Raw genomic sequence first — 21,456 nt, 5'->3', positions numbered from 1 at the left:
CTCACGCTCCCGTGGCGACGAGGACGACGGCGACCGCGAGGACGACGGTGCCGGCGAGCAGCGCGCTCACATAGGTCTGGACGTTGCCGGTCTGGGCGCGCCGCACGGCGGCGCCGAGCCAGCGGGGCAGCGCACCCGCACCGCGCACGTAGGTCTCGACGACCTCGCGGTCGAGGAACCGGACGAGGCCGGCTCCGGCCTGGACCGGGCGGACGAAGAGGGCCGAGTACACGGCGTCCAGGTGGAAGCCGGCGGCGGCGTGCCGGTGCAGGGGGCCGAGCAGCAGCCGTCCCGGGTCGGCGGGGTCCGGCGCGTAGGCGATGTCCCCGTAGGCCGGCTCGTGCGTGGCGATGGCTTCCGCCTCGACCCGCGCGGCGTCGCCCTCGGGGTGGGCCGCGACGGCGCCGAGCGGGACGCGGGCGGTGAGCGCGGTGCTGTGCCGCCAGGCGGCGTAGGTGACGATGCCGCCGACCAGGGCCACACCCGTGCCGAGCACCGAGGTGGTCAGAGTCGGGCCGAGGTCGCGGCCGTCGAACCAGTCGGGCAGCAGGCGGAAGGTGAACCCGCCGAGGGCCAGGGACGGGACGGCCAGCACCCACAGCACGACGGTCATCGTCAGCGGCTGCCTGCCGTGGTCGGGGGCCTCGGTGCCCCGGCCCCGGAAGGCCAGCAGCCACAGGCGCGTCGCGTAGGCGGCGGTGAGCACGGCCGTGAGCAGACCGGCGACGAGGACGATCCAGCCCGCGGCGGCGGGGGCGTGCTCGGTGTGTCCGGTGACGACGTGCTCGGCGACGCCGAGGACGGCCTCCTTGGAGAAGAAGCCGCTGAACGGCGGGATCGCGGCGAGTGCGAGGAGCGCCACGGTCATCGTCCAGTAGGCGTCGGGAACGCGGTCGCGCAGGTGCCGCATGCGGGACATGGCGGCGAGCGAGTTGGTGCCGGCGGCGTGGATGATCACGCCCGCGGCGAGGAACAGCAGCGCCTTGAAGGCGCCGTGGGACAGGAGGTGGAAGACGGCGGCTCCGCGGTCGCCGACGGCGAGGGCGCCCGTCATGTAGCCGAGCTGGCCGATCGTCGAGTAGGCGAGGACGCGCTTGATGTCGCCCTGGGCGAGCGCGGCGAGCGCCGAGCCGGTCATCGTGACGGCGGCCATGACGGCGAGGACGGCCATCGCGGCCTGGGAGGCTTCGAAGACCGGGAGGAGACGGGCGATGAAGTAGACGCCGGCGGCGACCATGGTCGCGGCGTGGATCAGCGCGGAGACGGGGGTCGGGCCCGCCATCGCGTCGGGGAGCCAGGTGTGCAGCGGGAACTGCGCCGACTTGCCCGCCACACCCGCGAGGAGCAGCAGGGCGATCAGCGTCGGATGGTCGAGTCCGCCACTCGCGACGGTGCCCAGGATTCGGGTGATGCGGAACGAGCCGGCGTCGGTGGCCAGGGCGAACAGGCCGATGAGGAAGGGGACGTCGCCGAGCTTGGTGACCAGGAAGGCCTTGAGGGAGGCGGCCCGGGCCTCCGGGGTCTCCCAGTAGTGCCCGACGAGGAAGTAGGAGCAGATGCCCATGACTTCCCAGCCGACCAGCAGCACCATCAGGTCACCCGAGTAGACGACCAGGAGCATCGCGGAGGTGAACAGGGAGACGAGGGCGGCGTAGGAGGGGTAACGCGGATCGTCGCGCAGGTAGCCCGTCGAGTAGATCTGCACGCAGGAGGCGACCAGGCCGACCAGGACGGCGACGAGGGCGGCGAAGCCGTCGATGTGCAGGGCGAGCTCGATCGGGACCGAGCCGGTGGGGGTGAGTTCCGTGGCCGAGTCGACGGCCGCGTCGCCGCCCTGGCGTACGGCGACCAGCGCGGCGAGCACCAGCGAGGTGAGCGTCGGCAGGACGGCGAGCGGGCGGACGAAGCCGGGTGCCGTGCGGCCGAGGAGCAGGCCGGCGGCGGCGCCGAGGAAAGGAAGGAGGGGGACGAGGACGGCGAGGGTGGTCGTGGTCACGCGGTGGCCTCAGCCTTCTGGGCCTCGTCGGGCGTCCCGGCCGTGCGGGCGTCGTGGTCGGGGTCGTCGGGGTCGTGCCGTTCGGCGGTGTCGCGGAGCCTGTCGATGTCCGCGGTGCCGCGGTTGCGGTGGACGGCGAGGACGATCGCCAGGCCGATGCCGATCTCGGCGGCGGCGATGGCGATGGTGAAAAGGGTCAGGGCCTGGCCGGAGTGCAGGGTCTCCTCGGCGGTCTTGCTCAGCCAGACGTCGAAGGCGACCAGGTTGAGGTTGACGGCGTTGAGCATCAGCTCGACCGACATCAGGACCAGGATCGCGTTGCGGCGGGCGAGGACGCCGTACAGGCCCGTGCAGAAGAGGAGGGCGGAGAGCACGGCGGGATAGGCGAGGTGCATCAGCGGGCCCCTTCCGTGTCACGCCCGGGGTCCGCGCCGCTCGGGGTGGTGGCGTCGGCCTTCGCCTTGCGGGACAGGACGATCGCGCCGACCAGGGCGGCGAGGAGGAGGACGGAGAGGGCCTCGAAGGGGAGGACCCAGTTCTGGAAGAGGCTCGCGCCGGTCACCTCGGTGGAGCCGGCGGCGGGGCCGTCCAGGTCGATCCAGGTCGTGCGGAAGGCGTCGACGACGACCCAGACCAGCGCGGCGGCCGCGGCGACGGCCACGGTGAGGGCGGCCCAGCGGTTGCCCGAGTCGGCGTCCGGGGAGCGGCCGATGGGGGCCCGGGTGAGCATCAGGCCGAACAGGAGGAGGACGACGACGGAACCGACGTAGATGAGGACCTGAACCCAGGCGATGAATTCCGCGGTGAGCAGGAGGTACTCGACGGCCAGGCCGCCGAGGGTGACCACCAGCCACAGGGCGGCGTGCACCAGCTGCCGGGTGGTGACGGTGACGAGCGCGGCGCCGAAGGTGACCAGGCCGACGAGGAGGAAGGCGATCTCGACGCCGGTCGGGGAGAGGAAACCGTGGGTTTCGGCGGCGGCCCCGGTGGTCCGGCCCGTCGCGAGGAGAGCTGCGGTCACGGCGAAGGTCATGCCTGGCCCTCCTGATCCGGCCTCGGCTGACCCGACCCGGACTGGCCCGGCTCGGGTGGGCCAGGGTTCTTCGGCTGGTCCGTCTGCTGTGGGGAGTCGCCCTGGGGACGCGTGGGCTGCTCGGCGGCGCGGGCCTGCTCGTCGGCGTGCGGTTCGGTGACCGGCGGGGCCTGCTGGGCGGCCAGCTTCTCGGCGGTCTTGCGGGCCGTGGCGAGTTCCTTCGGTTCCTCCGCGCCGGGGTCGAGGGCGGGCGGGGCCGGGACGGTCCACATCCACTCGCGGAGCTTGTCGCGCTCATGGGTGAGGTCACGGATGTCGGTCTCGGCGTACTCGAACTCCGGGGACCAGAACAAGGCGTCGAAAGGACAGACCTCGATGCAGATACCGCAGTACATGCACAGGGAGAAGTCGATGGCGAACCGGTCGAGGACGTTGCGGCTGCGCTCGCGGCCTCCCGGGGTCGCGGCCGGGACCGTCTCCTTGTGGGAGTCGATGTAGATGCACCAGTCCGGGCACTCGCGCGCGCACAGCATGCAGACCGTGCAGTTCTCCTCGAACAGGCCGATCACACCGCGGCTGCGGGGCGGGAGGTCGGGCTGGGCGTCCGGGTACTGCGCGGTGACGGACTTCTTCGTCATCGTGCGGAGGGTGACGGCCAGGCCCTTGGCGAGGCCACTGCCGGGAAGGGGGGCCATGGTTACTGGATCACCACCTTGACGATGCCGGTGAGGGCGATCTGGGCGAGGGCGAGGGGGACGAGAAGGGTCCAGGCGAGCTTCTGAAGCTGGTCCTCGCGCAGGCGGGGATAGGTGACGCGCAGCCAGATCACGAGGAAGGCGAGGACGGCGGTCTTCAACAGGGTCCAGACCCAGCCGAGGCCGTCGGCGCCCCAGGGGCCGTGCCAGCCGCCCAGGAAGAGGACGGTGGTCAGGCCGCACAGGACGACGATTCCGGCGTACTCGGCGAGGAGGAAGAGGGCGAAACGCAGGCCGGTGTACTCGGTGTAGGCGCCGAAGATGATCTCCGAGTCGGCGACGGGCATGTCAAAGGGAGGCCGCTGGAGTTCGGCGAGACCGGCCACGAAGAAGACGATCGCGCCGACGATCTGCCACGGCAGCCACCACCACTCGAAGGCGTCGAGGATGCCGGGGAGGGAGACGGTGCCGGCCGCCATCGCCACCGAGGCGGCGGTCAGGAGCATCGGCAGTTCGTAGGCGAGGAGCTGGGCGGCGGTGCGCAGGCCCCCGAGCAGGGAGAACTTGTTCGCGGACGCCCAGCCGGCCATGAGCGAGCCGAGGACGCCGACGCCCATGACGGCCAGGACGAAGAAGACACCCGCGTCGATGACCTGGCCGACGGCTCCCTCGCCCGGGCCGATGGGGATGGCGAGCAGGACGAGGAGATACGGCAGGAGCGCGACGGCCGGGGCCAGTTGAAAGATGCGGCGGTCGGCGCCCGCGGGGACGATGTCCTCCTTCTGCGCGAACTTCACACCGTCGGCGACGAGCTGGGCCCAGCCGTGGAAGCCGCCGGCGTACATGGGGCCGAGGCGGCCCTGCATGTGGGCCATCACCTTGTGTTCGGTCTGGCCGATGACCAGGGGGAAGGTGAGGAAGACGGCGAAGACGACCAGCAGTCGCAGGGCGACGTCGAGCACGTCATTCACTGCGAGCCTCCTGCGGGGTCCTCGGGGCTTTGGGGGTTGCCGGGGTTGCCGGTGGGCTTGGTGTCGTCGTCCGTGGGGCCGGAGGCCTGCGACCCGTCCGGCTGCTCCGGGGACGGCAACTGTCCCGTCTCCGGCGAGGGTCCGGGGGCCGGTTCGTCGAAGGCCGGGCGGGCGTGGTGCCAAGGGGCGTCCGAGCTGCGCGAAGGGCTCGAAGCCCTGCCCGGCCGGCTGTCACCACGACCGGGCGCGCCCCGCCGACTCCCCCCGCCCTCCGGACCGGGCGTCCCGGAGTCGGGGCCAGGTGACGCGGACTCGGGGTGAGGTGCCGCGGACTCAGGGTGAGGTGTCGCGGACTCGGGGCCAGGCGAAGCGGACTCGGGGCCAGGTGACGCGGCTGCCGGTCCGGTCGGCTGCTGACTCGCCGAGCCCTCCGACGCCGAGCGATTGCGCCGCGGTCGGGCCGAAGCAGGGGCGGCCGACCCGCCGGACGGGGGCTGACCCGTCCCACCCGGAACCTGTGGCGTGGGCTGGCCCGCCGCACCCTGCGCAACCGGCTCCCCCGCCGCGGACGGACCCACCGAAGCCGGAGCAGTCGCGTCACCCGACGCGGACTGGCCCGCCGCGCCCCGCGCAACCGGCTCCCCCGCCGCGGACGGACCCACCGAAGCCGGAGCAGTCGCGTCACCCGACGCGGACTGGCTCGCGGAGCCCTCCGCCGCCGTACGCGTCCGCCGTGGGGAAGAAGCCGGGGTGGCGGTCTCCGCGGCACCGGACTGGCCCGCCGAGCCCTCCGCCGCCGTACCCGTCCGCCGTGGGGAAGAAGCCGGGGTGGCAGTCTCCGCGGCACCGGACTGGCTCGCCGAGCCCTCCGAGGCCGAGCGGGTCCGGCGTGCCGGGCGTTCTCCCGCGGGACGTGCCGCGGCTCGGGCGGGGCGTTCGCCTGCCGCGCGTCCCGCGCCCCGGGCCGGACGGGCGGGGGCGGGAGGAAGTTGGCCCTTGAGGGGGCCCCACTCGTTGGGGTCGGGGACGCCGGGGGGGAGCATCTGACGGCGCTTGGGGCCGCCGTGTTCCGACTCCCCCGGCTCCTTCGCACCGGGCCAGGCCTTGGCGACGCGGGCGGCCAGGACGAAGTCCTTCCGCAGGGGGTGGCCCTCGAAGTTCTCGGGCAGGAGCAGATGGTCCAGCCCCGGGTGGCCTTCGAAGGTGATGCCGAACATCTCGTGGGTCTCGCGCTCGTGCCAGGCGGCACCCGCGTAGACGTCGACCGCCGAGGGCAGGGCGGGGGTCTCGTGCGGGACGGTCGTGCGCAGGAGGAGACGTCGTACGGGAGTGAGCGCCGCGACGTGGGCCGTGACGCGGAAGCCCGTGCCCGGTTCGTCGACCGCGCTCAACCAGTCGAAGTAGGTGCAGCCGAGCCGGTCGCGGGCGGTCCGCAGGGCGGCGATCCAGGCAGCCGGCGGAACGTCGACCGTCAGGACCTCGTAGGACTCCTCGGCGGTGGCGTCGGGGCCGAAGAGTTCCTCGGCGTCGGTGGGCAGCCAGCCGACCGCGGTCATCGCCCCTCCCCCGGCGAGTCGGAGCCCCGGGCGGGGGCGGGCGGCTGCACCAGGCCGCTCTGCAGCGCCGCCGCCGACGGACGGGCGGTGCCGTACCGCTCCCCCAGCGACTCGCGGGCGATCTTCTCCTGAAGCTTGAGGATGCCCTGGAGCAACGCCTCGGGCCGGGGCGGGCAGCCGGGGACGTAGACGTCGACGGGGATGATCTGGTCGACGCCCTTGGTGACGGAGTACGAGTCCCAGTAGGGGCCGCCGCAGTTGCTGCACGCGCCGAAGGAGATGACGTACTTCGGTTCCGGCATCTGCTCGTAGAGGCGCTTGACCGCCGGTGCCATCTTGTCCGTGACCGTGCCGGACACCACCATCAGGTCGGCCTGGCGCGGCCCCGGGGCGAACGGGATGACGCCGAGCCGGATGAAGTCGTGGCGGGCCATCGACGCGGCGATGAACTCGATCGCGCAGCAGGCGAGGCCGAAGTTGAAGACCCAGAGCGAGTAGCGGCGGCCCCAGTTGAGGATCACCTTCATCGGCTCGGGTGCGAGGCGCGCGAGGGCACCCAGCCGCTTGGGCTCGGGCAGCGGAACGGGCTCGGACACCGAGGGGTTCACGTCCATGCCAGGACGCCCTTCTTGTATGCGTAGAGCAGGCCCACGGCCAGGAAGCCGAGGAAGATGAACATCTCGACCAGGGTCGCGGCGCCGTAGCCGGGGGCGGCGAAGACGGTCGCCCAGGGGAACAGGAAGATCGAGTCGACGGCGAAGATCACATAGAGGAAGGCGTACACGTAGTAGCGGACCTGGGTGTGGGCCCAGCCCTCCCCCACCGGGTCCACGCCGCACTCGTACGTCAGGAGCTTCTCGGGGGTGGGGACCACGGGCCGCAGCAGGCGGCCGGCCCCGAAGGCGACGGCAACGAACAGCACACCGACGACGGCGAGCAGTCCGACGACCGAGTAGGACTGGAAGTAGTCCGCCGCGACGACGGTCGTGGTGACGACGGTCGGTTCCGGCACGTCCGTCCCTCGCTCCCTGAAACTCGGACCTGGATCCTGCGACGATGCTGCGGCTCACTCGGACGCCGCCGTTCGACGATCTGTACGCACGGGAGTCTAGGCCCTGATAAAGGCAGGGTAAGCAGCCCGTCACCACCCGGCATGCGGGGGTGGGGTTTTCCTCAGTTGATCCTGGCGGTCCACCTCATGGCGCAGCCGCCGGCCGCCGGGCACGCTAACGCATATGACCTCACACATCCCGCCCCCGGGCACGAAGGCGGCCTCGACGGCGGCCGGGCCGGACGACCGTCCGCCGCCACCGCGTCTCGCCTATGACCGGCACACCTGGAAAGAGATCGCGCACCTGCTGGCCAACCTTCCGGTCGCGCTGCTCGGATTCACCTACGTCGTGACGGTGCTGTTCACCGGTTTCGGACTGACCGTCACGGTGATCGGGTTCCCGCTGCTCGCCGCCGGTCTCATGGGCGCGCGGCAGTTGGGCAGGCTGGAGCGTGCGCGGGCCAGGGCGCTGCTCGGAGTGCGGGTGGACGAGCCGAGCCGGCTGCGGCTGCGCGGCGAGGGCGGCTTCTTCCAGCGGCTGTGGATGCAGCTGAAGGACCCGGTGGGCTGGCGCACGGTCCTGTACGAGTTCATCCGGCTGCCGTGGGGCGTCCTCACCTTCACCGTCACGCTGACCTCGCTGTTCGTGCTGTGGCCGGTGCTGCCGTTCATCGCCCGCGGGCTGACCAACGCCGACCGGGCCATGGTGCGGGGACTGCTGTCGCCCTCCGACGAGCTGGAGCGGCGGATCGCCGAGCTGGAGTCGGACCGGGGGGTCGTGGTGGACACGGCGGCGGCCGACCTGCGGCGCATCGAGCGGGATCTGCACGACGGGGCGCAAGCCCGGCTGGTGGCGCTGGCGATGGGTCTCGGCCTGGCCAAGGAGAAGGTGCTGGAGGATCCCGACGCGGCGGCGGCGATGGTCGAGGAGGCGCACGGCGAGGTGAAGCTCGCGCTCCAGGAGCTGCGTGACCTGGCGCGCGGTATCCATCCGGCGGTCCTGACCGACCGCGGGCTGGACGCGGCCCTGTCGTCGGTCGCCTCGCGCTGCACGGTTCCGGTGAAGGTGACGGTCGATCTGCCGGAGCGGCCGGCCGCGGCCATCGAGGGCATCGCCTACTTCACCGTCTCGGAGCTGCTGCAGAACGTTAGCAAGCACAGCGGGGCGAAGTCGGCCTCGGTGGATGTGTGGCGGACGGACACCCGGCTCCTCATACAGGTGTGGGACGACGGGGGCGGGGGGGCGAGCCTCGACGGCGGTACGGGGATGAAAGGCCTGGCGGACCGGCTGAACGCCGTCGACGGGCTGTTCGTCCTGGAGTCGCCTCCGGGCGGCCCGACGACGATCACCGCGGAGCTGCCGTGGCGTACCCGCGACGACGCCACCGTCGCCACGGCCGCACGTTAGGCCTCCGGCCCGGTGCCCAGCACGCCGTGACCCACCCAGGCCGGGGCCCAGCACGCCCTGGCCCTCCGGGACGGGGCCCTGCGTGACCCACCGGGCCGGAATCCGGCACGCCGTGACCCACCGGCCCGGTGCCCAGCACGCCGTGACCCACCGGGGCCGGAGCCCAGCACGCCCTGGCCCTCCGGGCCGGGGCCCTGCCTGACCCACCGGGACGGAATCCGGCACGCCGTGACCCTCCGGGCCGGAGCCCAGCACGCCGTGACCCACCCAGGCCGGGGCCCAGCACGCCCTGGCCCTCCGGGACGGGGCCCTGCCTGACCCACCGGGACGGAATCCGGCACGCCGTGACCCCGGGCCGGGGCCCAGCACGCCCTGACCCACCGGGCCGGGGCCCTGCGTGACCCACCGGGCCGGAATCCGGCACGCAGTGACCCCCTCGGACGGAGCCCAGCACACCGTGACCCACCGGGAGGGTGTCCGCCGAGTCTCAGCCCAGCGAACCGCGGCCCAGCAGGCCGTACTCCACCGGGCCGCGGCCCAGCAGGCCGTACTCCCCCAGGCCACAGCCCAGCAAGCCGTACTCCGCCGGGCCGCGGCCCAGCAGGCCGTACTCCCCCAGGCCGCAGCCCAGCAAGCCGTACTCCACCGGGCCACAGCGCTGCAGGCCGCGGCCCGGTGGGTCGGAGCCCACCGGGCCACAGGTGGGGAAAACCCCCCTCCACAGAGGCCGACGGACTCCATGGTCCGGCGACCCGCGGCGGAGCAGGGTGGGGGTACGGGAGCACAGCCGCAGGACGAGGAGAAGGACGACGCCGATGGCCACGGAGTACGGGCAGGGATACGGGTTCGACAGCGGGTCCGGGTTCACCGGGAGCACCGAAGGGCGGCACCGGCTGCCCGCCGCGCTGCGGGCGCCGGTCGAGGGCCGCACGTGGCGCGAGCTCGCCCATGTGCTGCTCAGCCTGCCGATCAGCATCCTGCTGTTCACCTATGCGGTCACGATGGTGTCGCTGGGGGCGGGCCTGCTGGTCACGTTCCTGGGCATCCCGGTGCTGGCGGCGGCCCTCGCCGGGTGCCGCGGCTTCGGCGCGATGGAGCGCACGCGGGCACGGGCCCTGCTGGGTCTGGAGGTGGCCGAGCCGGAGCCGCTGCGGGTGAGGAAGGCGGGGGCCCTGGCGTGGATGGGGGCCGTCCTCAAGAGCGGTGCCTCCTGGCGGGCGCTGCTGTACGCGGTGCTGCAGCTGCCCTGGGCGGTGTTCTCGTTCGTCGTCGCCGTGAACGTCTGGGTGCTGGGGTGGGCGCTGCTGACGTACCCGCTGTGGTTCTGGGTGTTCCCGGCGTACGCCGGGCAGGACGGCGTCCAGCTGTACGGCGACGAGGCGCACCGGATCTACCTGGACAACCCCTTCGAGATCACGGTGACCGCGCTGGTGGGTCTGCTGGTCACGATCGCCACGCCGTGGATCGTGCGGGCGCTGACGATGGTGGACCGGCTGCTGGTGCACGGGCTGCTCGGGCCGTCGCGGCTGGTCTCGCGGGTGGTGGAGCTGGAGTCGGACCGGGGGGTCGTGGTGGACACGGCGGCGGCCGACCTGCGGCGCATCGAGCGGGATCTGCACGACGGGGCGCAAGCCCGGCTGGTGGCGCTGGCCATGGATCTGGGGCTGGCGAAGGAGAAACTGCAGGAGGACCCGGAGACGGCCGCGCGGATGGTGGACGAGGCACACGGAGAGGTGAAGACGGCGCTCCAGGAGCTGCGGGACCTCGCCCGGGGGATCCATCCGGCGGTCCTGACCGACCGGGGGCTGGACGCGGCCCTGTCGTCGGTCGCCTCGCGCTGCACGGTGCCCGTGCAGGTCGAGGTCGACCTGGCGGAACGGCCGGCGCCGGCGATCGAGGGGATCGCGTACTTCACGGTGTCGGAGCTGCTCCAGAACGTCAGCAAGCACGCCCGGGCCACCTGGGCGGGCGTCGAGGTGTGGCGGACGGAGAACCGGCTGCTGCTGCAGGTCGTGGACAACGGCGTGGGCGGGGCCGACACGGCCCGGGGGTCGGGACTCGCGGGGCTGGCGGAACGGCTCGACGCGGTGGACGGGATCCTGGTGGTGGACTCGCCGGCGGGCGGTCCGACCCGGGTGACCGCGGAGTTGCCGTGGCGGGGGGCGCACGTGCGCTGACCGCCGCGGGGGGGGGCGGCCCCCGTGATCCGTGACGGGGCCAGGGGTCTTCGCCTCTGGCCCCGAAGCTTCTCCCCACCACCCGTTTCGGCCAGTCAAGAAGCCGGTCCCGTCCCCATCCACCCCCCGATCCTGAAATGCTGGACCGGTCGCACGGGTGGGCGCGCAGCCGATGTGGGCTGTGGACGGGCGGCATCGGGCTGTGGGGGCCGAACATCGTGGAGGACAGGGTGCGGGTGGTCATCGCCGAGGATTCAGTGCTGCTCAGGGAGGGCCTGACCCGGTTGCTGACCGACCGGGGGCTCGACGTCGTCGCCGGGGTGGGCGACGGTGAGGCACTGATCAAGACCATTACCGAGCTGGACGCGCAGGGTGAGCTGCCTGACGTGGTCGTGGCGGACGTGCGGATGCCGCCGACGCACACGGACGAGGGAGTGCGGGCGGCGGTGCAGCTGCGCAAGGCGCACCCGGGGCTCGGGGTCCTGGTGCTGTCGCAGTACGTGGAGGAGCGTTACGCCACGGAGCTGCTGGCGGGATCCAGCCGGGGTGTCGGTTATCTGCTGAAGGACCGGGTCGCAGAGGTGCGGGAGTTCGTGGACGCCGTGGTGCGGGTGGCGGAGGGCGGTACGGCGCTCGACCCGGAGGTGGTCGCGCAGCTGCTGGGCCGCAGCCGTAAGCAGGACGTGCTCGCGGGGCTCACCCCCAGGGAGCGTGAGGTGCTGGGGCTGATGGCCGAGGGGCGGACGAACTCGGCGATCGCGCGGCAGCTCGTGGTGAGCGACGGGGCGGTCGAGAAGCACGTCAGCAACATCTTCCTGAAGCTGGGGCTGTCCCCGAGCGAGGGTGACCACCGCAGGGTGCTGGCGGTGCTGACGTACCTCAACTCCTGACGCACTTCGACATGAGGCGTACGGATAATCCGGACAAGTCCGGGCGCGTGCGACCGTCTCAAAAGTCGTGTCCAAGATACGAATGACCCGAAGAAGGCGACCCTTGCGGTCGTAGGGTTGATCCTGGGAGGGCCTGCGGGAAGGCTTCTCCCGGACAGCCGCCTCTAGGGAGGTCCAGTTCAGTGACCAGCCAGGTCAGTAGTCCAGCGGAGCAGGCCGACGGAGCAGTCGCAGGAGAGCAGCGCGAAGCGGCGGGCGCGAAGGATGTCCGTCGTCTGGACCGGGTGATCATCAGGTTCGCGGGGGACTCGGGTGACGGTATGCAGCTCACCGGTGACCGTTTCACCTCGGAGACGGCGTCGTTCGGCAACGACCTGTCGACGCTGCCGAACTTCCCGGCCGAGATCAGGGCGCCCGCGGGGACGCTGCCGGGTGTGTCGTCCTTCCAGCTGCACTTCGCCGACCACGACATCCTCACACCCGGGGATGCGCCGAACGTGCTGGTGGCGATGAACCCGGCCGCGCTGAAGGCGAACATCGGCGACCTGCCGCGCGGGGCGGAGGTGATCGTCAACACGGACGAGTTCACCAAGCGGGCGATGCAGAAGGTCGGCTACGAGAGCAGTCCGCTGGAGGACGGGTCGCTGGACGGCTATCACCTGCACCCCGTGCCGCTGACCACGCTCACGGTCGAGGCGCTGAAGGAGTTCGACCTCAGCCGCAAGGAGGCCGAGCGCAGCAAGAACATGTTCGCGCTGGGTCTGCTGAGCTGGATGTACCACCGGCCCACCGAGGGCACGGAGAAGTTCCTGAAGTCGAAGTTCGCGAAGAAGCCCGACATCGCGGCGGCCAACATCGCCGCGTTCCGGGCGGGCTGGAACTTCGGTGAGACGACGGAGGACTTCGCGGTCTCCTATGAGGTGGCGCCGGCGGCGACGGCGTTCCCGCCGGGTGTGTACCGCAACATCTCCGGCAACCTCGCCCTGTCCTACGGTCTGATCGCCGCCTCACGGCAGGCTGATCTTCCGCTGTACCTGGGGTCGTACCCGATCACTCCGGCGTCGGACATCCTGCACGAGCTGAGCCGGCACAAGAACTTCGGGGTGCGCACGTTCCAGGCGGAGGACGAGATCGCCGGGATCGGGGCGGCGCTGGGCGCGGCGTTCGGCGGTTCGCTGGCGGTGACGACGACATCCGGCCCGGGTGTGGCGCTGAAGTCGGAGACGATCGGCCTCGCGGTCTCCCTGGAGCTGCCTCTGCTGATCGTGGACATCCAGCGGGGCGGGCCGTCGACGGGTCTGCCCACCAAGACCGAGCAGGCGGATCTGCTGCAGGCGATGTACGGGCGCAACGGCGAGGCTCCGGTCCCCGTGGTCGCCCCGCGCACCCCGGCGGACTGCTTCGACGCCGCGCTGGAAGCCGTCCGTATCGCCCTGACCTACCGCACGCCCGTCTTCCTGCTGTCGGACGGGTATCTGGCGAACGGTTCGGAGCCGTGGCGGATCCCGGAGCTGGACGAACTCCCGGACCTGCGCGTGCGGTTCGCACAGGGCCCCAACCACACGCTGGACGACGGCACCGAGGTGTTCTGGCCGTACAAGCGGGACCCGCACACCCTGGCCCGCCCCTGGGCGATTCCGGGCACGCCGGGTCTGGAGCACCGGATCGGCGGCATCGAGAAGCAGGACGGCACCGGGAACATCTCCTACGACCCGGCCAACCACGACTTCATGGTGCGCACCCGGCAGGCGAAGATCGACGGCATCGACGTCCCCGACATCGAGGTCGACGACCCGCATGGCGCCCGTACCCTCGTGCTGGGCTGGGGCTCGACGTACGGGCCGATCACGGCGGCGGTGCGGCGGCTGCGGCGGGCCGGTGAGTCCGTCGCGCAGGCGCATCTGCGCCATCTCAACCCCTTCCCGCGGAATCTGGGCTCTGTACTGGAGCGTTACGACAAGGTGGTGATCCCCGAGATGAACCTCGGGCAGCTCGCCACGCTCATCCGGGCGAAGTACCTGGTCGACGCCCACTCGTACAACCAGGTCAACGGCATGCCGTTCAAGGCGGAGCAGCTCGCCGCGGCTCTGAAGGAGGCCATCGATGGCTGAGACGTCCACGCACGGAACGGGCACCGTCGAGGCGCTTTCCCTGGTCCCCAAGGCCGAGGGCAAGCAGTCGATGAAGGACTTCAAGTCCGATCAGGAAGTGCGCTGGTGCCCCGGCTGCGGCGACTACGCCATCCTCGCCGCGGTGCAGGGCTTCATGCCGGAGCTGGGCCTGGCGAAGGAGAACATCGTCTTCGTCTCGGGCATCGGCTGCTCCTCGCGGTTCCCGTACTACATGAACACCTACGGGATGCACTCCATCCACGGCCGCGCCCCGGCCATCGCCACGGGTCTGGCGAGCTCCCGCCGCGACCTGTCGGTGTGGGTGGTCACCGGTGACGGCGACGCGCTGTCCATCGGCGGCAACCATCTGATCCACGCGCTGCGCCGCAACGTCAACCTCAAGATCCTGCTGTTCAACAACCGGATCTACGGTCTGACCAAGGGCCAGTACTCGCCGACCTCGGAGGTCGGGAAGATCACGAAATCGACGCCGATGGGTTCGCTGGACGCGCCCTTCAACCCGGTGTCGCTGGCGATCGGCGCGGAGGCGTCGTTCGTGGCGCGGACGGTGGACTCGGACCGCAAGCACCTGACGGAGGTGCTGCGCCAGGCCGCCGCCCACCAGGGCACGGCGTTGATCGAGATCTACCAGAACTGCAACATCTTCAACGACGGCGCCTTCGACGCGCTGAAGGACAAGCAGCAGGCCGAGGAGGCCGTGATCCGGCTGGAGCACGGCAAGCCGATCCGCTTCGGCGCCGACCTGGCCAAGGGCGTCGTGCGGGACCCGCTGACCGGCGATCTGAAGGTGGTCGCGGTGACGCCGGACAACGAGGACCGGGTGCTCGTCCACGACGCGCACTCCCCGTCCCCGACGACTGCGTTCGCACTGTCCCGGCTCGCCGACCCGGACACCCTGCACCACACGCCGATCGGTGTCCTGCGCTCGGTCGACCGGCCCGTCTACGACACGCAGATGGCCGACCAGCTCGACACGGCGATCGAGCAGCACGGCAAGGGCGACCTGGGCGCGCTGCTTGCGGGCGGCGACACCTGGACGGTCGTCGGCTGACGCCGTTCGCAAGGCACCCTCAGGGCCCGGGCCGCCTAAGACGCGGCCCGGGCCTCGTCGTACGCCCGGCGGGCCTTCTCCACCTCACCCAAGCGCTGGTGCGTCCATGCCGCGAGGCCCCGGACCTGCTCGGCGGCCTCGCGGCCCAGGTCGGTGAGGGAGTAGTCGACGCGCGGTGGAATCACGGCCTTGGCGTCGCGGTGGACGAGGCCGTCGCGCTCCAGGGTCTGGAGGGTCTGCGTGAGCATCTTCTCGCTGACGCCCCTGCCGCCGGCGCCGATCGCACGGCGCAGTTCGCTGAAACGGTAGTCGCGGTCCAGGAGCTCGATCAGGACGAGCACGCCCCAGCGGCTGGTGACGTGCTCCAGGACCAGCCGGTGGGGGCACATCGCCTCGGGGTCGCTCACACTCATACTTACTGGCATGCCAGTACCTTACTTCAAAGTGGGTACTTTCCAAGAGTTAGCGCAGCTCCTATGGTTAGTGCCAACGCACCCCCACAAGGAGAGCCCACCATGAGCATCGTCGTCACCGGAGCCACCGGACACCTCGGCAGTCACGTCGTGGAGCAGCTGCTGGAGAAGGTCCCCGCCGAGCAGATCACCGCGGTCGTGCGCACCGCGGAGAAGGCCGCCGGCCTCGCGGCCCGCGGTGTGCGGATCGCGATCGCCGACTACAACACCCCCGCCTCCTTCGACGGCCTGTTCGCCGCCGGTGACAAGGTGCTGCTGATCTCCGGCACCGAGTTCGACAAGGGCCGCGTGCAGCAGCACAAGGTGGTCATCGACGCCGCGAAGGCCGCCGGTGTCGCCCTGCTCGCCTACACCAGCGCCCCCAGCACCCTGACCGCCGCGCTCGCCGACGACCACCGCGGCACCGAGGAGCTCCTGCTGGACTCGGGTGTGCCGTACGCGCTGCTGCGCAACGGCTGGTACCACGAGAACTACACCGAGAACCTCGCCCCGGTGCTGGAGCACAACGCGGTCGTCGCCGCCGCCGGCGAGGGCAAGGTCTCCTCCGCCGCCCGCGCCGACTACGCCGCTGCCGCCGTCGCGGTACTGACCGGCGAGGGACACGAGAACAAGACGTACGAGCTGGGCGGCGACACCCCCTGGAGCTTCGCCGAATACGCGGCCGAGCTGAGCCGGCAGACCGGCAAGGAGATCGCCTACCACGCCGTCTCCCCCGAAGCCCTCGTCGGCATCCTGACCGGCGCGGGCCTGCCCGAGCCGTTCGCGCAGATCCTCGCGGGTGTCGACGCCGCCATCGAGAAGGGCCAGCTGGTCGTGTCCACCGGTGACCTGTCCCGCCTGACCGGCCGCCCGACCACCCCGTTCTCCGAGGCGATCGCGGCCGCCCTCAAGAGCTGACTCCCCGCCTCACTCCCCCACCCCCGGGATGTCATGACCGTATGCCGATACGGACATGACATCCGGGGGCGCTCGGCGTTACCGTCGAGGACGCGGACACACGCCAGGCGCGAAGGAGGGGCCCGTGACCGGCAAGCCGAGGGGTGAGCGGCACATAGGACTGCTGAACGGCTTCGCGGCCTACGGGATGTGGGGGCTCGTCCCCCTGTTCTGGCCCCTGCTGAAGCCCGCCGGCGCGGTGGAGATCCTGGCCCACCGGATGGTGTGGTCGCTGGTCTTCGTGGGCGCCGCCCTGCTCCTGCTCCGCCGCTGGGCCTGGGCCGGTGAGCTGCTGCGGCAGCCGCGCAAGCTGGCGCTGATCACGGTCGCCGCGGCGGTCATCACCCTCAACTGGGGCCTGTACATCTGGGCCGTGAACTCCGGGCACGTGGTCGAGGCCTCCCTCGGGTACTTCATCAACCCGCTGGTCACCATCGCGATCGGCGTGCTGCTGCTGAAGGAGCGGCTGCGGCCGGTGCAGTGGACGGCCGTCGGAACCGGATGCGCCGCGGTCGTCGTACTGACCGTCGGCTACGGCCGGCCCCCGTGGATCTCCCTCTGCCTCGCCTTCACCTTCGCCACGTACGGGCTGGTGAAGAAGAAGGTGAACCTCGGCGGCATCGAGTCGCTGGCCGCCGAGACCGCGATCCAGTTCCTGCCCGCCGTCGCCTTCCTGGTGTGGCTGACCGCGCGGGGCGACTCCACCTTCGCCGCCGAGGGCGCGGGGCACGCGGCGCTGCTCGCCTCGGCCGGCATCGTCACCGCGCTCCCCCTGGTGTGCTTCGGCGCGGCCGCCATCCGCGTGCCCCTGTCCACCATCGGTCTGCTGCAGTACTCGACGCCGGTCCTCCAGTTCCTGCTCGGCATCCTCTACTTCCACGAGGAGATGCCGCCGGAGCGCTGGGCCGGGTTCACGCTGGTGTGGCTGGCGTTGGCACTGCTCACCTGGGACGCCTTGCGCACCGCCCGCCGAGCCTCCCGCACGCTCACCAGCGAGATCGGCGTGCCCGGCACCACCAGGGCGACCGGCACGGTCAGTGCCACGCGGAACGCCGACAGCGTGGCCCCGGGGCCGGACCCGGTGGACGCCAGGCCGTAGACCGCGGCCACCGCCGAGAGCCCGATCGCCGAGCCGAACCGGGTGGCGGCCATCAGCAGTCCGCCGCCAGGCCACGCTCCGGCCCCGCGACCCCGTCCGTCACCGCGATCGTCAGCGGTCCGTGGGCCAGGGCCGAGCAGGCCCGGAGGCTACGGCTTCGCAGGGGCGTGGCGGGCCCGGTGCGCCCGGACCTTCTCGCGGTTCCCGCAGTGCTCCATCGCGCACCAGCGGCGGCGCCCCGGGCGGGAGGTGTCGACGAAGAGCAGGTGGCAGTCGTGGGCGCCGCACTCACGGATCCGGTCGGCGAACGGCCCGGTGAACAGGTCGATGGCGTCGCGGGCGATGGTGGAGAGCAGCTGGGCGCCGGTGGCACCGGGAGCCCAGGAGCGGGTGCCGCCGGGCTCGATGCGGGCGACGAGCGGGGGCCCGGCCGCGGCGGCGTTGACGACGTCCAGGTGGGCCGGCTCCAGGGGGCGGCCGTGGGCACGACCGGCGGCGAGCAGGAACACGGCGTCGCGCAGGGCACGCACCCGCTCCAGCTGCGCGGCGGAGACGGTGAGGTCGAGCCCGTCCGGCAGCCGGCTGCGCCCGGCCCAGGTGACCAGGTGTGAGGGCTCGTGCAGCACCTCCCAGCGGGCGAAGGCCCCGGGGCCGCCCGTCGCCGTCAGCTCCAGGCACAGGGTGCCCGGGTCGAAGCAGTAGGGCTTGCCCTCGTGCGGGACCAGTGTCAGACCGGGCGGTCGTTCCGGCGTTTCCCCTGCGCGTCCACTCACCTAACCAGTATAAGTGGTTACATGACGCAGACACCGGCATCACCCACTCCCGTGCACTGGAAACTCGTCATCGACGCCGATGACCCGCACGCCCAGGCCGACTTCTGGGCGGCCGCCCTCCGCTACGAGACCGAGGACAACAGCGCCCTGATCGGGAAGCTGCTCGGCTTCGGCGCCCTGCCGGAGGAGGCCACGGTCGACTTCCACGGCCGCCGCGCCTTCCGGGACCTGATCGCCGTACGGCACCCCGAGGACCCGTTCGACGAGGAGAGCGGGACCGGGCTGGGGCGGCGGCTGCTGTTCCAGCGGGTGCCGGAGGCGAAGACGGTCAAGAACCGGCTGCACCTCGATCTGCACCCGGGTGAGGGGCGGTGCGACGAGGAGGTCGCACGACTGGAGGAGCTCGGGGCGAGCACGCTGCGGCGGGTGAAGGAGCAGGGCGGTGAATGGGTCGTGATGGCGGACCCGGAGGGGAACGAGTTCTGCGTGCAGTGACAGGGGCACCAAAGGCCTGCACTCCGTGATGCCCTGGCCGAATACATACCTTGACGGAGAGTCAGTACCAGCTTCACCATCCAGGCACCCCATTCACTGCGGGCGGCCCGTGGACACCCCACGGGCTTCCCGACGGAATCCGGAGCCCCCACATGAAGCTCTCCGTTTCCGCGCGCGCCGTCGCGGCAGGCGGCATGGCAACAGCCATGCTCCTGACCGGCGGTGCCGTGGCCGACGCCGCGTCCTCCGCTCCTTCCAGAGCGGCCGCCGCGCCGGACATCCCCGTGGCGAACGTCAAGGCCCACCTGTCCCAGTTGCAGTCCATAGCCACCGCCAACGGCGGCAACCGGGCGCACGGCCGGGCCGGCTACAAGGCCTCGCTCGACTACATGAAGGCCAGGCTGGACGCGGCCGGGTACACCACCACGATCCAGCAGTTCACCGCCTCCGGCCGCACCGGCTACAACCTGATCGCCGACTGGCCGGGCGGCGACGCGAACCAGGTCGTGATGGCCGGCTCGCACCTCGACAGCGTCTCCTCGGGGCCCGGCATCAACGACAACGGCTCCGGCTCGGCCGCCGTCCTGGAGACCGCCCTGGCCGTGTCCCGGGCGCAGTACAAGCCCACCAAGCATCTGCGGTTCGCCTGGTGGGGCGCGGAGGAGCTCGGCCTGGTCGGCTCCCGCTACTACGTCAACCGGCTGACCACCGGCGACCGTTCCCGGATCAGCGCCTACCTGAACTTCGACATGATCGGCTCCCCGAACCCCGGCTACTTCGTCTACGACGACGACCCGGCGATCGAGAAGACCTTCAAGGACTACTTCGGCGGCATCGGCGTCCCGACCGAGATCGAGACCGAGGGCGACGGCCGCTCCGACCACGCGCCGTTCAAGAGCGCGGGTGTGCCGGTGGGCGGGCTGTTCACGGGGGCGAGCCGGACGATGACGGCGGCGCAGGCGGCCAAGTGGGGCGGCACGGCGGGGCGGGCCTTCGACCGCTGCTACCACTCCTCCTGCGACACCACCGCCAACATCAACGACACCGCCCTGAACCGCAACAGCGACGCCCTCGCGTACGCGGTGTGGGAGCTGTCGGAGTAGCCCTCCCGGGCCACGCCACGCCTACTGCTTGCGGGCGCGTTCGGTGAGACGGCCCATGCGCGCGCGGGCCGACTCCAGTTGCTCGACCTCCTCGGCGGCCGGGCCGCCCTCGGCGGCGAGCTCCGTCCACAGGCCGATCAGGGCGCGACCCAGCTCCAGCCCCGGCGCCGGGTCGCGCACCGCACGCCACGCGGTGGCCGCGCTCTCCACGTTGCCGTAGGCGGCCTCCGCGTCGCCGGCCCGGCGGCGGGCACCGGCCAGGTCGAGCGACAGCCGGCAGGCACGGACCGGGTCGCCCGCCAAGTAGGCGATGTACGCGGTGAGTTCGCGCAGCCGGAGCACCTCGGGGTGCTCCGGCCCCAGCGTCCCCGACGCCTGCGCGACGGTCTGCTCCGCCAGGTCGGCGGCCGCGTCGATCCGGCCCTCCTTCACGGCCTCGTTGATCCTCGCGACGGGCTCCGCGAGGAGTGCGGGCGCGGCGGGATCACCCGGAGCGGTCAGGGGCTCGTCCCCGAGCACGGCCTCCGCGACGGCGTCGAAACCGCGCGGGGGCGTGGGCTTGGGGTCGGGGTCGGCGGCGATCAGGGCCTCTTCGGGGACCGGTACGGGTCGCGGAGCCGGACGGGTCTCGGGGACGGGGAGCGGCCTGGCGTCCATGGGCGGGGGCGGGCCGAACGCGCCGGTGGGCGGCGCGACGGTGCCGGGCGGCGTCGCCGTGCCCGGGGCCGGTGGCCCGTCGTCCGGCACGGGCTCCGCCGACCCCGGCACGGCTCGCAGCTCGAACGTCGGTACGGGTTCATCGGCCGACTGCGGCTCGGGCACCGCCCGGAGCCGGAACGTCGGCGCCGAGTCCCGGCCGGACTCCTCCGCGGGGCGCAGCACATGCGTGGCACTGTCACCCCGGGCAGGCGGGGCGTGCGGCGGCTGCGGCGGCACAGGGGCACCGTTGTCCCGGACGGACCGCGGCTCCGGCGGCGCCGCGGCGCTGCCGCTCCGGACGTGCTGCGGCTCGGCCGGGGTCACGGTCCCGCCCGGGGCGTGCGGCGGCACAGGGGCGCCGTTGTCCCGGACGGACCGCGGCTCCGGCGGCGTGAGGGCGCCGTTGCCCCCGGCGTGCCGGGGCGCCGGTGGGGGCGCGGCGACCGGCTCGGCCGTGAAGCGGCTGGAGCCGTCCGGGTCGACCTGGAGCGGGACGACGTAGCCGATGCGCTCGTCGTGGATCGTGGCGAGAACGGGGTGGCCGGTGGCGAGGGCGATGTGGTGCAGGCGGTTCAGGACGGCCCGCTGGATCTCCTCACCAGGGGCCGCGAAGACCGGCACCCCTCCGACGGAGGCCCCGTCGGACACCCCACCGGCTGCCCCTCCCGCGTCCGTTCCGGCCCGGGGGACATGGACCTCGATCGGCGCCGCCGGGGTGGCCGCGCGTGCGGCCTGCTTCTGTTCCCGCTTCTTCTCGCGGCTGAGTCGCGACATCGTCCCCTCACTGGGCGTCGTACACCTACTGTCGAGTGTGTCCGCTCGCCCCCGTTTCTCACGTCACCACGGTGTCACAGGCTCGTCCCAAGGGCCGCCGGCCCCGGCACGGGTGTTCCGGGGGCGTGAGGGCCGGGCGTACGA

21 protein-coding genes are annotated in these 21,456 nt (G+C 72.1%); 9 read left to right on the top strand and 12 right to left on the bottom strand.

Features of this window, described 5'->3' with window-relative positions:
• Position 1 precedes the first annotated feature (1 nt).
• Genes ACIQHQ_RS24390 through ACIQHQ_RS24355 form a run of 8 tightly spaced genes read right to left on the bottom strand, consistent with a single transcriptional unit; the run spans position 2 to position 7,263 of the window.
• On the bottom strand, positions 2 to 1,996 hold the full coding sequence (locus ACIQHQ_RS24390; RefSeq protein WP_402614994.1) for an NADH-quinone oxidoreductase subunit L: 1,995 nt from the start codon (positions 1,994 to 1,996) through the stop codon (positions 2 to 4).
• Positions 1,993 to 2,391 (bottom strand): NADH-quinone oxidoreductase subunit NuoK, encoded by a 399-nt coding sequence (gene nuoK, locus ACIQHQ_RS24385; protein ID WP_402614992.1) that lies wholly within the window; start codon positions 2,389 to 2,391, stop codon positions 1,993 to 1,995. Before nuoK ends, ACIQHQ_RS24390 begins: the two co-directional genes overlap by 4 nt.
• Positions 2,391 to 3,029 carry an NADH-quinone oxidoreductase subunit J gene (locus ACIQHQ_RS24380; protein WP_402614989.1) on the bottom strand — a complete coding sequence of 213 codons (639 nt, stop codon included), beginning with the start codon at positions 3,027 to 3,029 and terminating at the stop codon, positions 2,391 to 2,393. Before ACIQHQ_RS24380 ends, nuoK begins: the two co-directional genes overlap by 1 nt.
• Positions 3,026 to 3,724, bottom strand: coding sequence for a 4Fe-4S binding protein (locus ACIQHQ_RS24375; RefSeq protein ID WP_402614986.1), 699 nt, complete (start codon positions 3,722 to 3,724; stop codon positions 3,026 to 3,028). The genes ACIQHQ_RS24380 and ACIQHQ_RS24375 overlap by 4 nt, the downstream gene beginning before the upstream one ends.
• Before the next feature lie 2 nt (positions 3,725 to 3,726).
• Positions 3,727 to 4,695: an NADH-quinone oxidoreductase subunit H gene (locus tag ACIQHQ_RS24370; RefSeq protein WP_402614983.1), complete on the bottom strand. Its 969-nt coding sequence runs from the start codon at positions 4,693 to 4,695 to the stop codon at positions 3,727 to 3,729.
• Positions 4,692 to 6,251 carry an NADH-quinone oxidoreductase subunit C gene (locus ACIQHQ_RS24365; protein WP_402614980.1) on the bottom strand — a complete coding sequence of 520 codons (1,560 nt, stop codon included), beginning with the start codon at positions 6,249 to 6,251 and terminating at the stop codon, positions 4,692 to 4,694. The genes ACIQHQ_RS24370 and ACIQHQ_RS24365 overlap by 4 nt, the downstream gene beginning before the upstream one ends.
• Entirely contained in the window at positions 6,248 to 6,865 is a 618-nt protein-coding gene (locus tag ACIQHQ_RS24360; RefSeq protein WP_402614977.1) for an NADH-quinone oxidoreductase subunit B, read from the bottom strand. The genes ACIQHQ_RS24365 and ACIQHQ_RS24360 overlap by 4 nt, the downstream gene beginning before the upstream one ends.
• A complete protein-coding gene (locus ACIQHQ_RS24355; RefSeq protein WP_030234112.1) occupies positions 6,856 to 7,263 on the bottom strand; it encodes an NADH-quinone oxidoreductase subunit A in 408 nt (135 codons plus the stop codon). The genes ACIQHQ_RS24360 and ACIQHQ_RS24355 overlap by 10 nt, the downstream gene beginning before the upstream one ends.
• A 223-nt stretch (positions 7,264 to 7,486) precedes the next feature.
• Here ACIQHQ_RS24355 and ACIQHQ_RS24350 point away from each other — a divergent pair, with 223 nt between their 5' ends.
• Complete coding sequence (locus tag ACIQHQ_RS24350; protein ID WP_402614974.1) at positions 7,487 to 8,710, top strand: sensor histidine kinase; 1,224 nt, start codon at positions 7,487 to 7,489, stop codon at positions 8,708 to 8,710.
• A gap of 487 nt (positions 8,711 to 9,197) precedes the next feature.
• On the opposite strand, the gene ACIQHQ_RS24345 is transcribed toward ACIQHQ_RS24350, so the two are convergent.
• Complete coding sequence (locus tag ACIQHQ_RS24345; RefSeq protein WP_402614971.1) at positions 9,198 to 9,356, bottom strand: hypothetical protein; 159 nt, start codon at positions 9,354 to 9,356, stop codon at positions 9,198 to 9,200.
• A 169-nt stretch (positions 9,357 to 9,525) separates the two neighbouring features.
• Between ACIQHQ_RS24345 and ACIQHQ_RS24340 the strand changes: the two genes are divergently transcribed.
• The 4 genes from ACIQHQ_RS24340 (at position 9,526) to ACIQHQ_RS24325 (ending at position 14,960) form a co-directional block, all read left to right on the top strand.
• Complete coding sequence (locus tag ACIQHQ_RS24340; RefSeq protein ID WP_402614968.1) at positions 9,526 to 10,887, top strand: sensor histidine kinase; 1,362 nt, start codon at positions 9,526 to 9,528, stop codon at positions 10,885 to 10,887.
• A gap of 230 nt (positions 10,888 to 11,117) precedes the next feature.
• A complete protein-coding gene (locus ACIQHQ_RS24335) occupies positions 11,118 to 11,777 on the top strand; it encodes a LuxR C-terminal-related transcriptional regulator (protein WP_402615344.1) in 660 nt (219 codons plus the stop codon).
• Between the two features lie 182 nt (positions 11,778 to 11,959).
• Positions 11,960 to 13,888: a 2-oxoacid:acceptor oxidoreductase subunit alpha gene (locus tag ACIQHQ_RS24330; RefSeq protein WP_402614966.1), complete on the top strand. Its 1,929-nt coding sequence runs from the start codon at positions 11,960 to 11,962 to the stop codon at positions 13,886 to 13,888.
• Positions 13,881 to 14,960, top strand: coding sequence for a 2-oxoacid:ferredoxin oxidoreductase subunit beta (locus ACIQHQ_RS24325; RefSeq protein WP_402614964.1), 1,080 nt, complete (start codon positions 13,881 to 13,883; stop codon positions 14,958 to 14,960). Before ACIQHQ_RS24330 ends, ACIQHQ_RS24325 begins: the two co-directional genes overlap by 8 nt.
• Positions 14,961 to 14,995: 35 nt before the next feature.
• On the opposite strand, the gene ACIQHQ_RS24320 is transcribed toward ACIQHQ_RS24325, so the two are convergent.
• The gene (locus tag ACIQHQ_RS24320; protein ID WP_402614961.1) at positions 14,996 to 15,385 is read right to left on the bottom strand and encodes a winged helix-turn-helix transcriptional regulator; all 390 of its coding nucleotides are present in this window, start codon (positions 15,383 to 15,385) and stop codon (positions 14,996 to 14,998) included.
• A gap of 90 nt (positions 15,386 to 15,475) precedes the next feature.
• Here ACIQHQ_RS24320 and ACIQHQ_RS24315 point away from each other — a divergent pair, with 90 nt between their 5' ends.
• A complete protein-coding gene (locus ACIQHQ_RS24315; protein ID WP_402614958.1) occupies positions 15,476 to 16,330 on the top strand; it encodes an SDR family oxidoreductase in 855 nt (284 codons plus the stop codon).
• A 187-nt stretch (positions 16,331 to 16,517) separates the two neighbouring features.
• Positions 16,518 to 17,468: an EamA family transporter RarD gene (gene rarD / locus ACIQHQ_RS24310; RefSeq protein ID WP_402615341.1), complete on the top strand. Its 951-nt coding sequence runs from the start codon at positions 16,518 to 16,520 to the stop codon at positions 17,466 to 17,468.
• Positions 17,469 to 17,617: 149 nt separating this feature from the next.
• Here rarD and ACIQHQ_RS24305 read toward each other — a convergent pair whose 3' ends face one another.
• A complete protein-coding gene (locus ACIQHQ_RS24305) occupies positions 17,618 to 18,241 on the bottom strand; it encodes a CGNR zinc finger domain-containing protein (protein ID WP_402614955.1) in 624 nt (207 codons plus the stop codon).
• A 21-nt stretch (positions 18,242 to 18,262) separates the two neighbouring features.
• Between ACIQHQ_RS24305 and ACIQHQ_RS24300 the strand changes: the two genes are divergently transcribed.
• Positions 18,263 to 18,736, top strand: coding sequence for a VOC family protein (locus tag ACIQHQ_RS24300; protein WP_402614953.1), 474 nt, complete (start codon positions 18,263 to 18,265; stop codon positions 18,734 to 18,736).
• A gap of 152 nt (positions 18,737 to 18,888) precedes the next feature.
• Positions 18,889 to 19,839 (top strand): M28 family metallopeptidase, encoded by a 951-nt coding sequence (locus ACIQHQ_RS24295; protein ID WP_402614950.1) that lies wholly within the window; start codon positions 18,889 to 18,891, stop codon positions 19,837 to 19,839.
• 21 nt (positions 19,840 to 19,860) lie between these two features.
• Here the strand turns inward: ACIQHQ_RS24295 and ACIQHQ_RS24290 are convergent, their stop codons facing one another.
• On the bottom strand, positions 19,861 to 21,312 hold the full coding sequence (locus ACIQHQ_RS24290; protein ID WP_402614947.1) for a tetratricopeptide repeat protein: 1,452 nt from the start codon (positions 21,310 to 21,312) through the stop codon (positions 19,861 to 19,863).
• Positions 21,313 to 21,456: the final 144 nt, after the last annotated feature.

It is taken from the genome of Streptomyces sp. NPDC092370, from assembly GCF_044755265.1.
Taxonomy (GTDB): Bacteria; Actinomycetota; Actinomycetes; order Streptomycetales; family Streptomycetaceae; genus Streptomyces.
The sequence above is the reverse complement of the archived record's forward strand: the minus strand, read 5'-3'. Positions and strand labels throughout refer to the sequence as shown.

Excerpts from the sequence above, each read along its gene's own strand:
- nuoK (WP_402614992.1), bottom strand. The coding sequence starts at position 2,391 with ATGCACCTCGCCTATCCCGCCGTGCTCTCCGCCCTCCTCTTCTGCACG.
- ACIQHQ_RS24380 (WP_402614989.1), bottom strand. The coding sequence starts at position 3,029 with ATGACCTTCGCCGTGACCGCAGCTCTCCTCGCGACGGGCCGGACCACC.
- ACIQHQ_RS24375 (WP_402614986.1), bottom strand. The coding sequence starts at position 3,724 with ATGGCCCCCCTTCCCGGCAGTGGCCTCGCCAAGGGCCTGGCCGTCACC.
- ACIQHQ_RS24365 (WP_402614980.1), bottom strand. The coding sequence starts at position 6,251 with ATGACCGCGGTCGGCTGGCTGCCCACCGACGCCGAGGAACTCTTCGGC.
- ACIQHQ_RS24360 (WP_402614977.1), bottom strand. The coding sequence starts at position 6,865 with ATGGACGTGAACCCCTCGGTGTCCGAGCCCGTTCCGCTGCCCGAGCCC.
- ACIQHQ_RS24350 (WP_402614974.1), top strand. The coding sequence starts at position 7,487 with ATGACCTCACACATCCCGCCCCCGGGCACGAAGGCGGCCTCGACGGCG.
- ACIQHQ_RS24340 (WP_402614968.1), top strand. The coding sequence starts at position 9,526 with ATGGCCACGGAGTACGGGCAGGGATACGGGTTCGACAGCGGGTCCGGG.
- ACIQHQ_RS24325 (WP_402614964.1), top strand. The coding sequence starts at position 13,881 with ATGGCTGAGACGTCCACGCACGGAACGGGCACCGTCGAGGCGCTTTCC.
- ACIQHQ_RS24320 (WP_402614961.1), bottom strand. The coding sequence starts at position 15,385 with ATGCCAGTAAGTATGAGTGTGAGCGACCCCGAGGCGATGTGCCCCCAC.
- ACIQHQ_RS24315 (WP_402614958.1), top strand. The coding sequence starts at position 15,476 with ATGAGCATCGTCGTCACCGGAGCCACCGGACACCTCGGCAGTCACGTC.
- rarD (WP_402615341.1), top strand. The coding sequence starts at position 16,518 with ATGTGGGGGCTCGTCCCCCTGTTCTGGCCCCTGCTGAAGCCCGCCGGC.
- ACIQHQ_RS24300 (WP_402614953.1), top strand. The coding sequence starts at position 18,263 with ATGACGCAGACACCGGCATCACCCACTCCCGTGCACTGGAAACTCGTC.
- ACIQHQ_RS24295 (WP_402614950.1), top strand. The coding sequence starts at position 18,889 with ATGAAGCTCTCCGTTTCCGCGCGCGCCGTCGCGGCAGGCGGCATGGCA.
- ACIQHQ_RS24290 (WP_402614947.1), bottom strand. The coding sequence starts at position 21,312 with ATGTCGCGACTCAGCCGCGAGAAGAAGCGGGAACAGAAGCAGGCCGCA.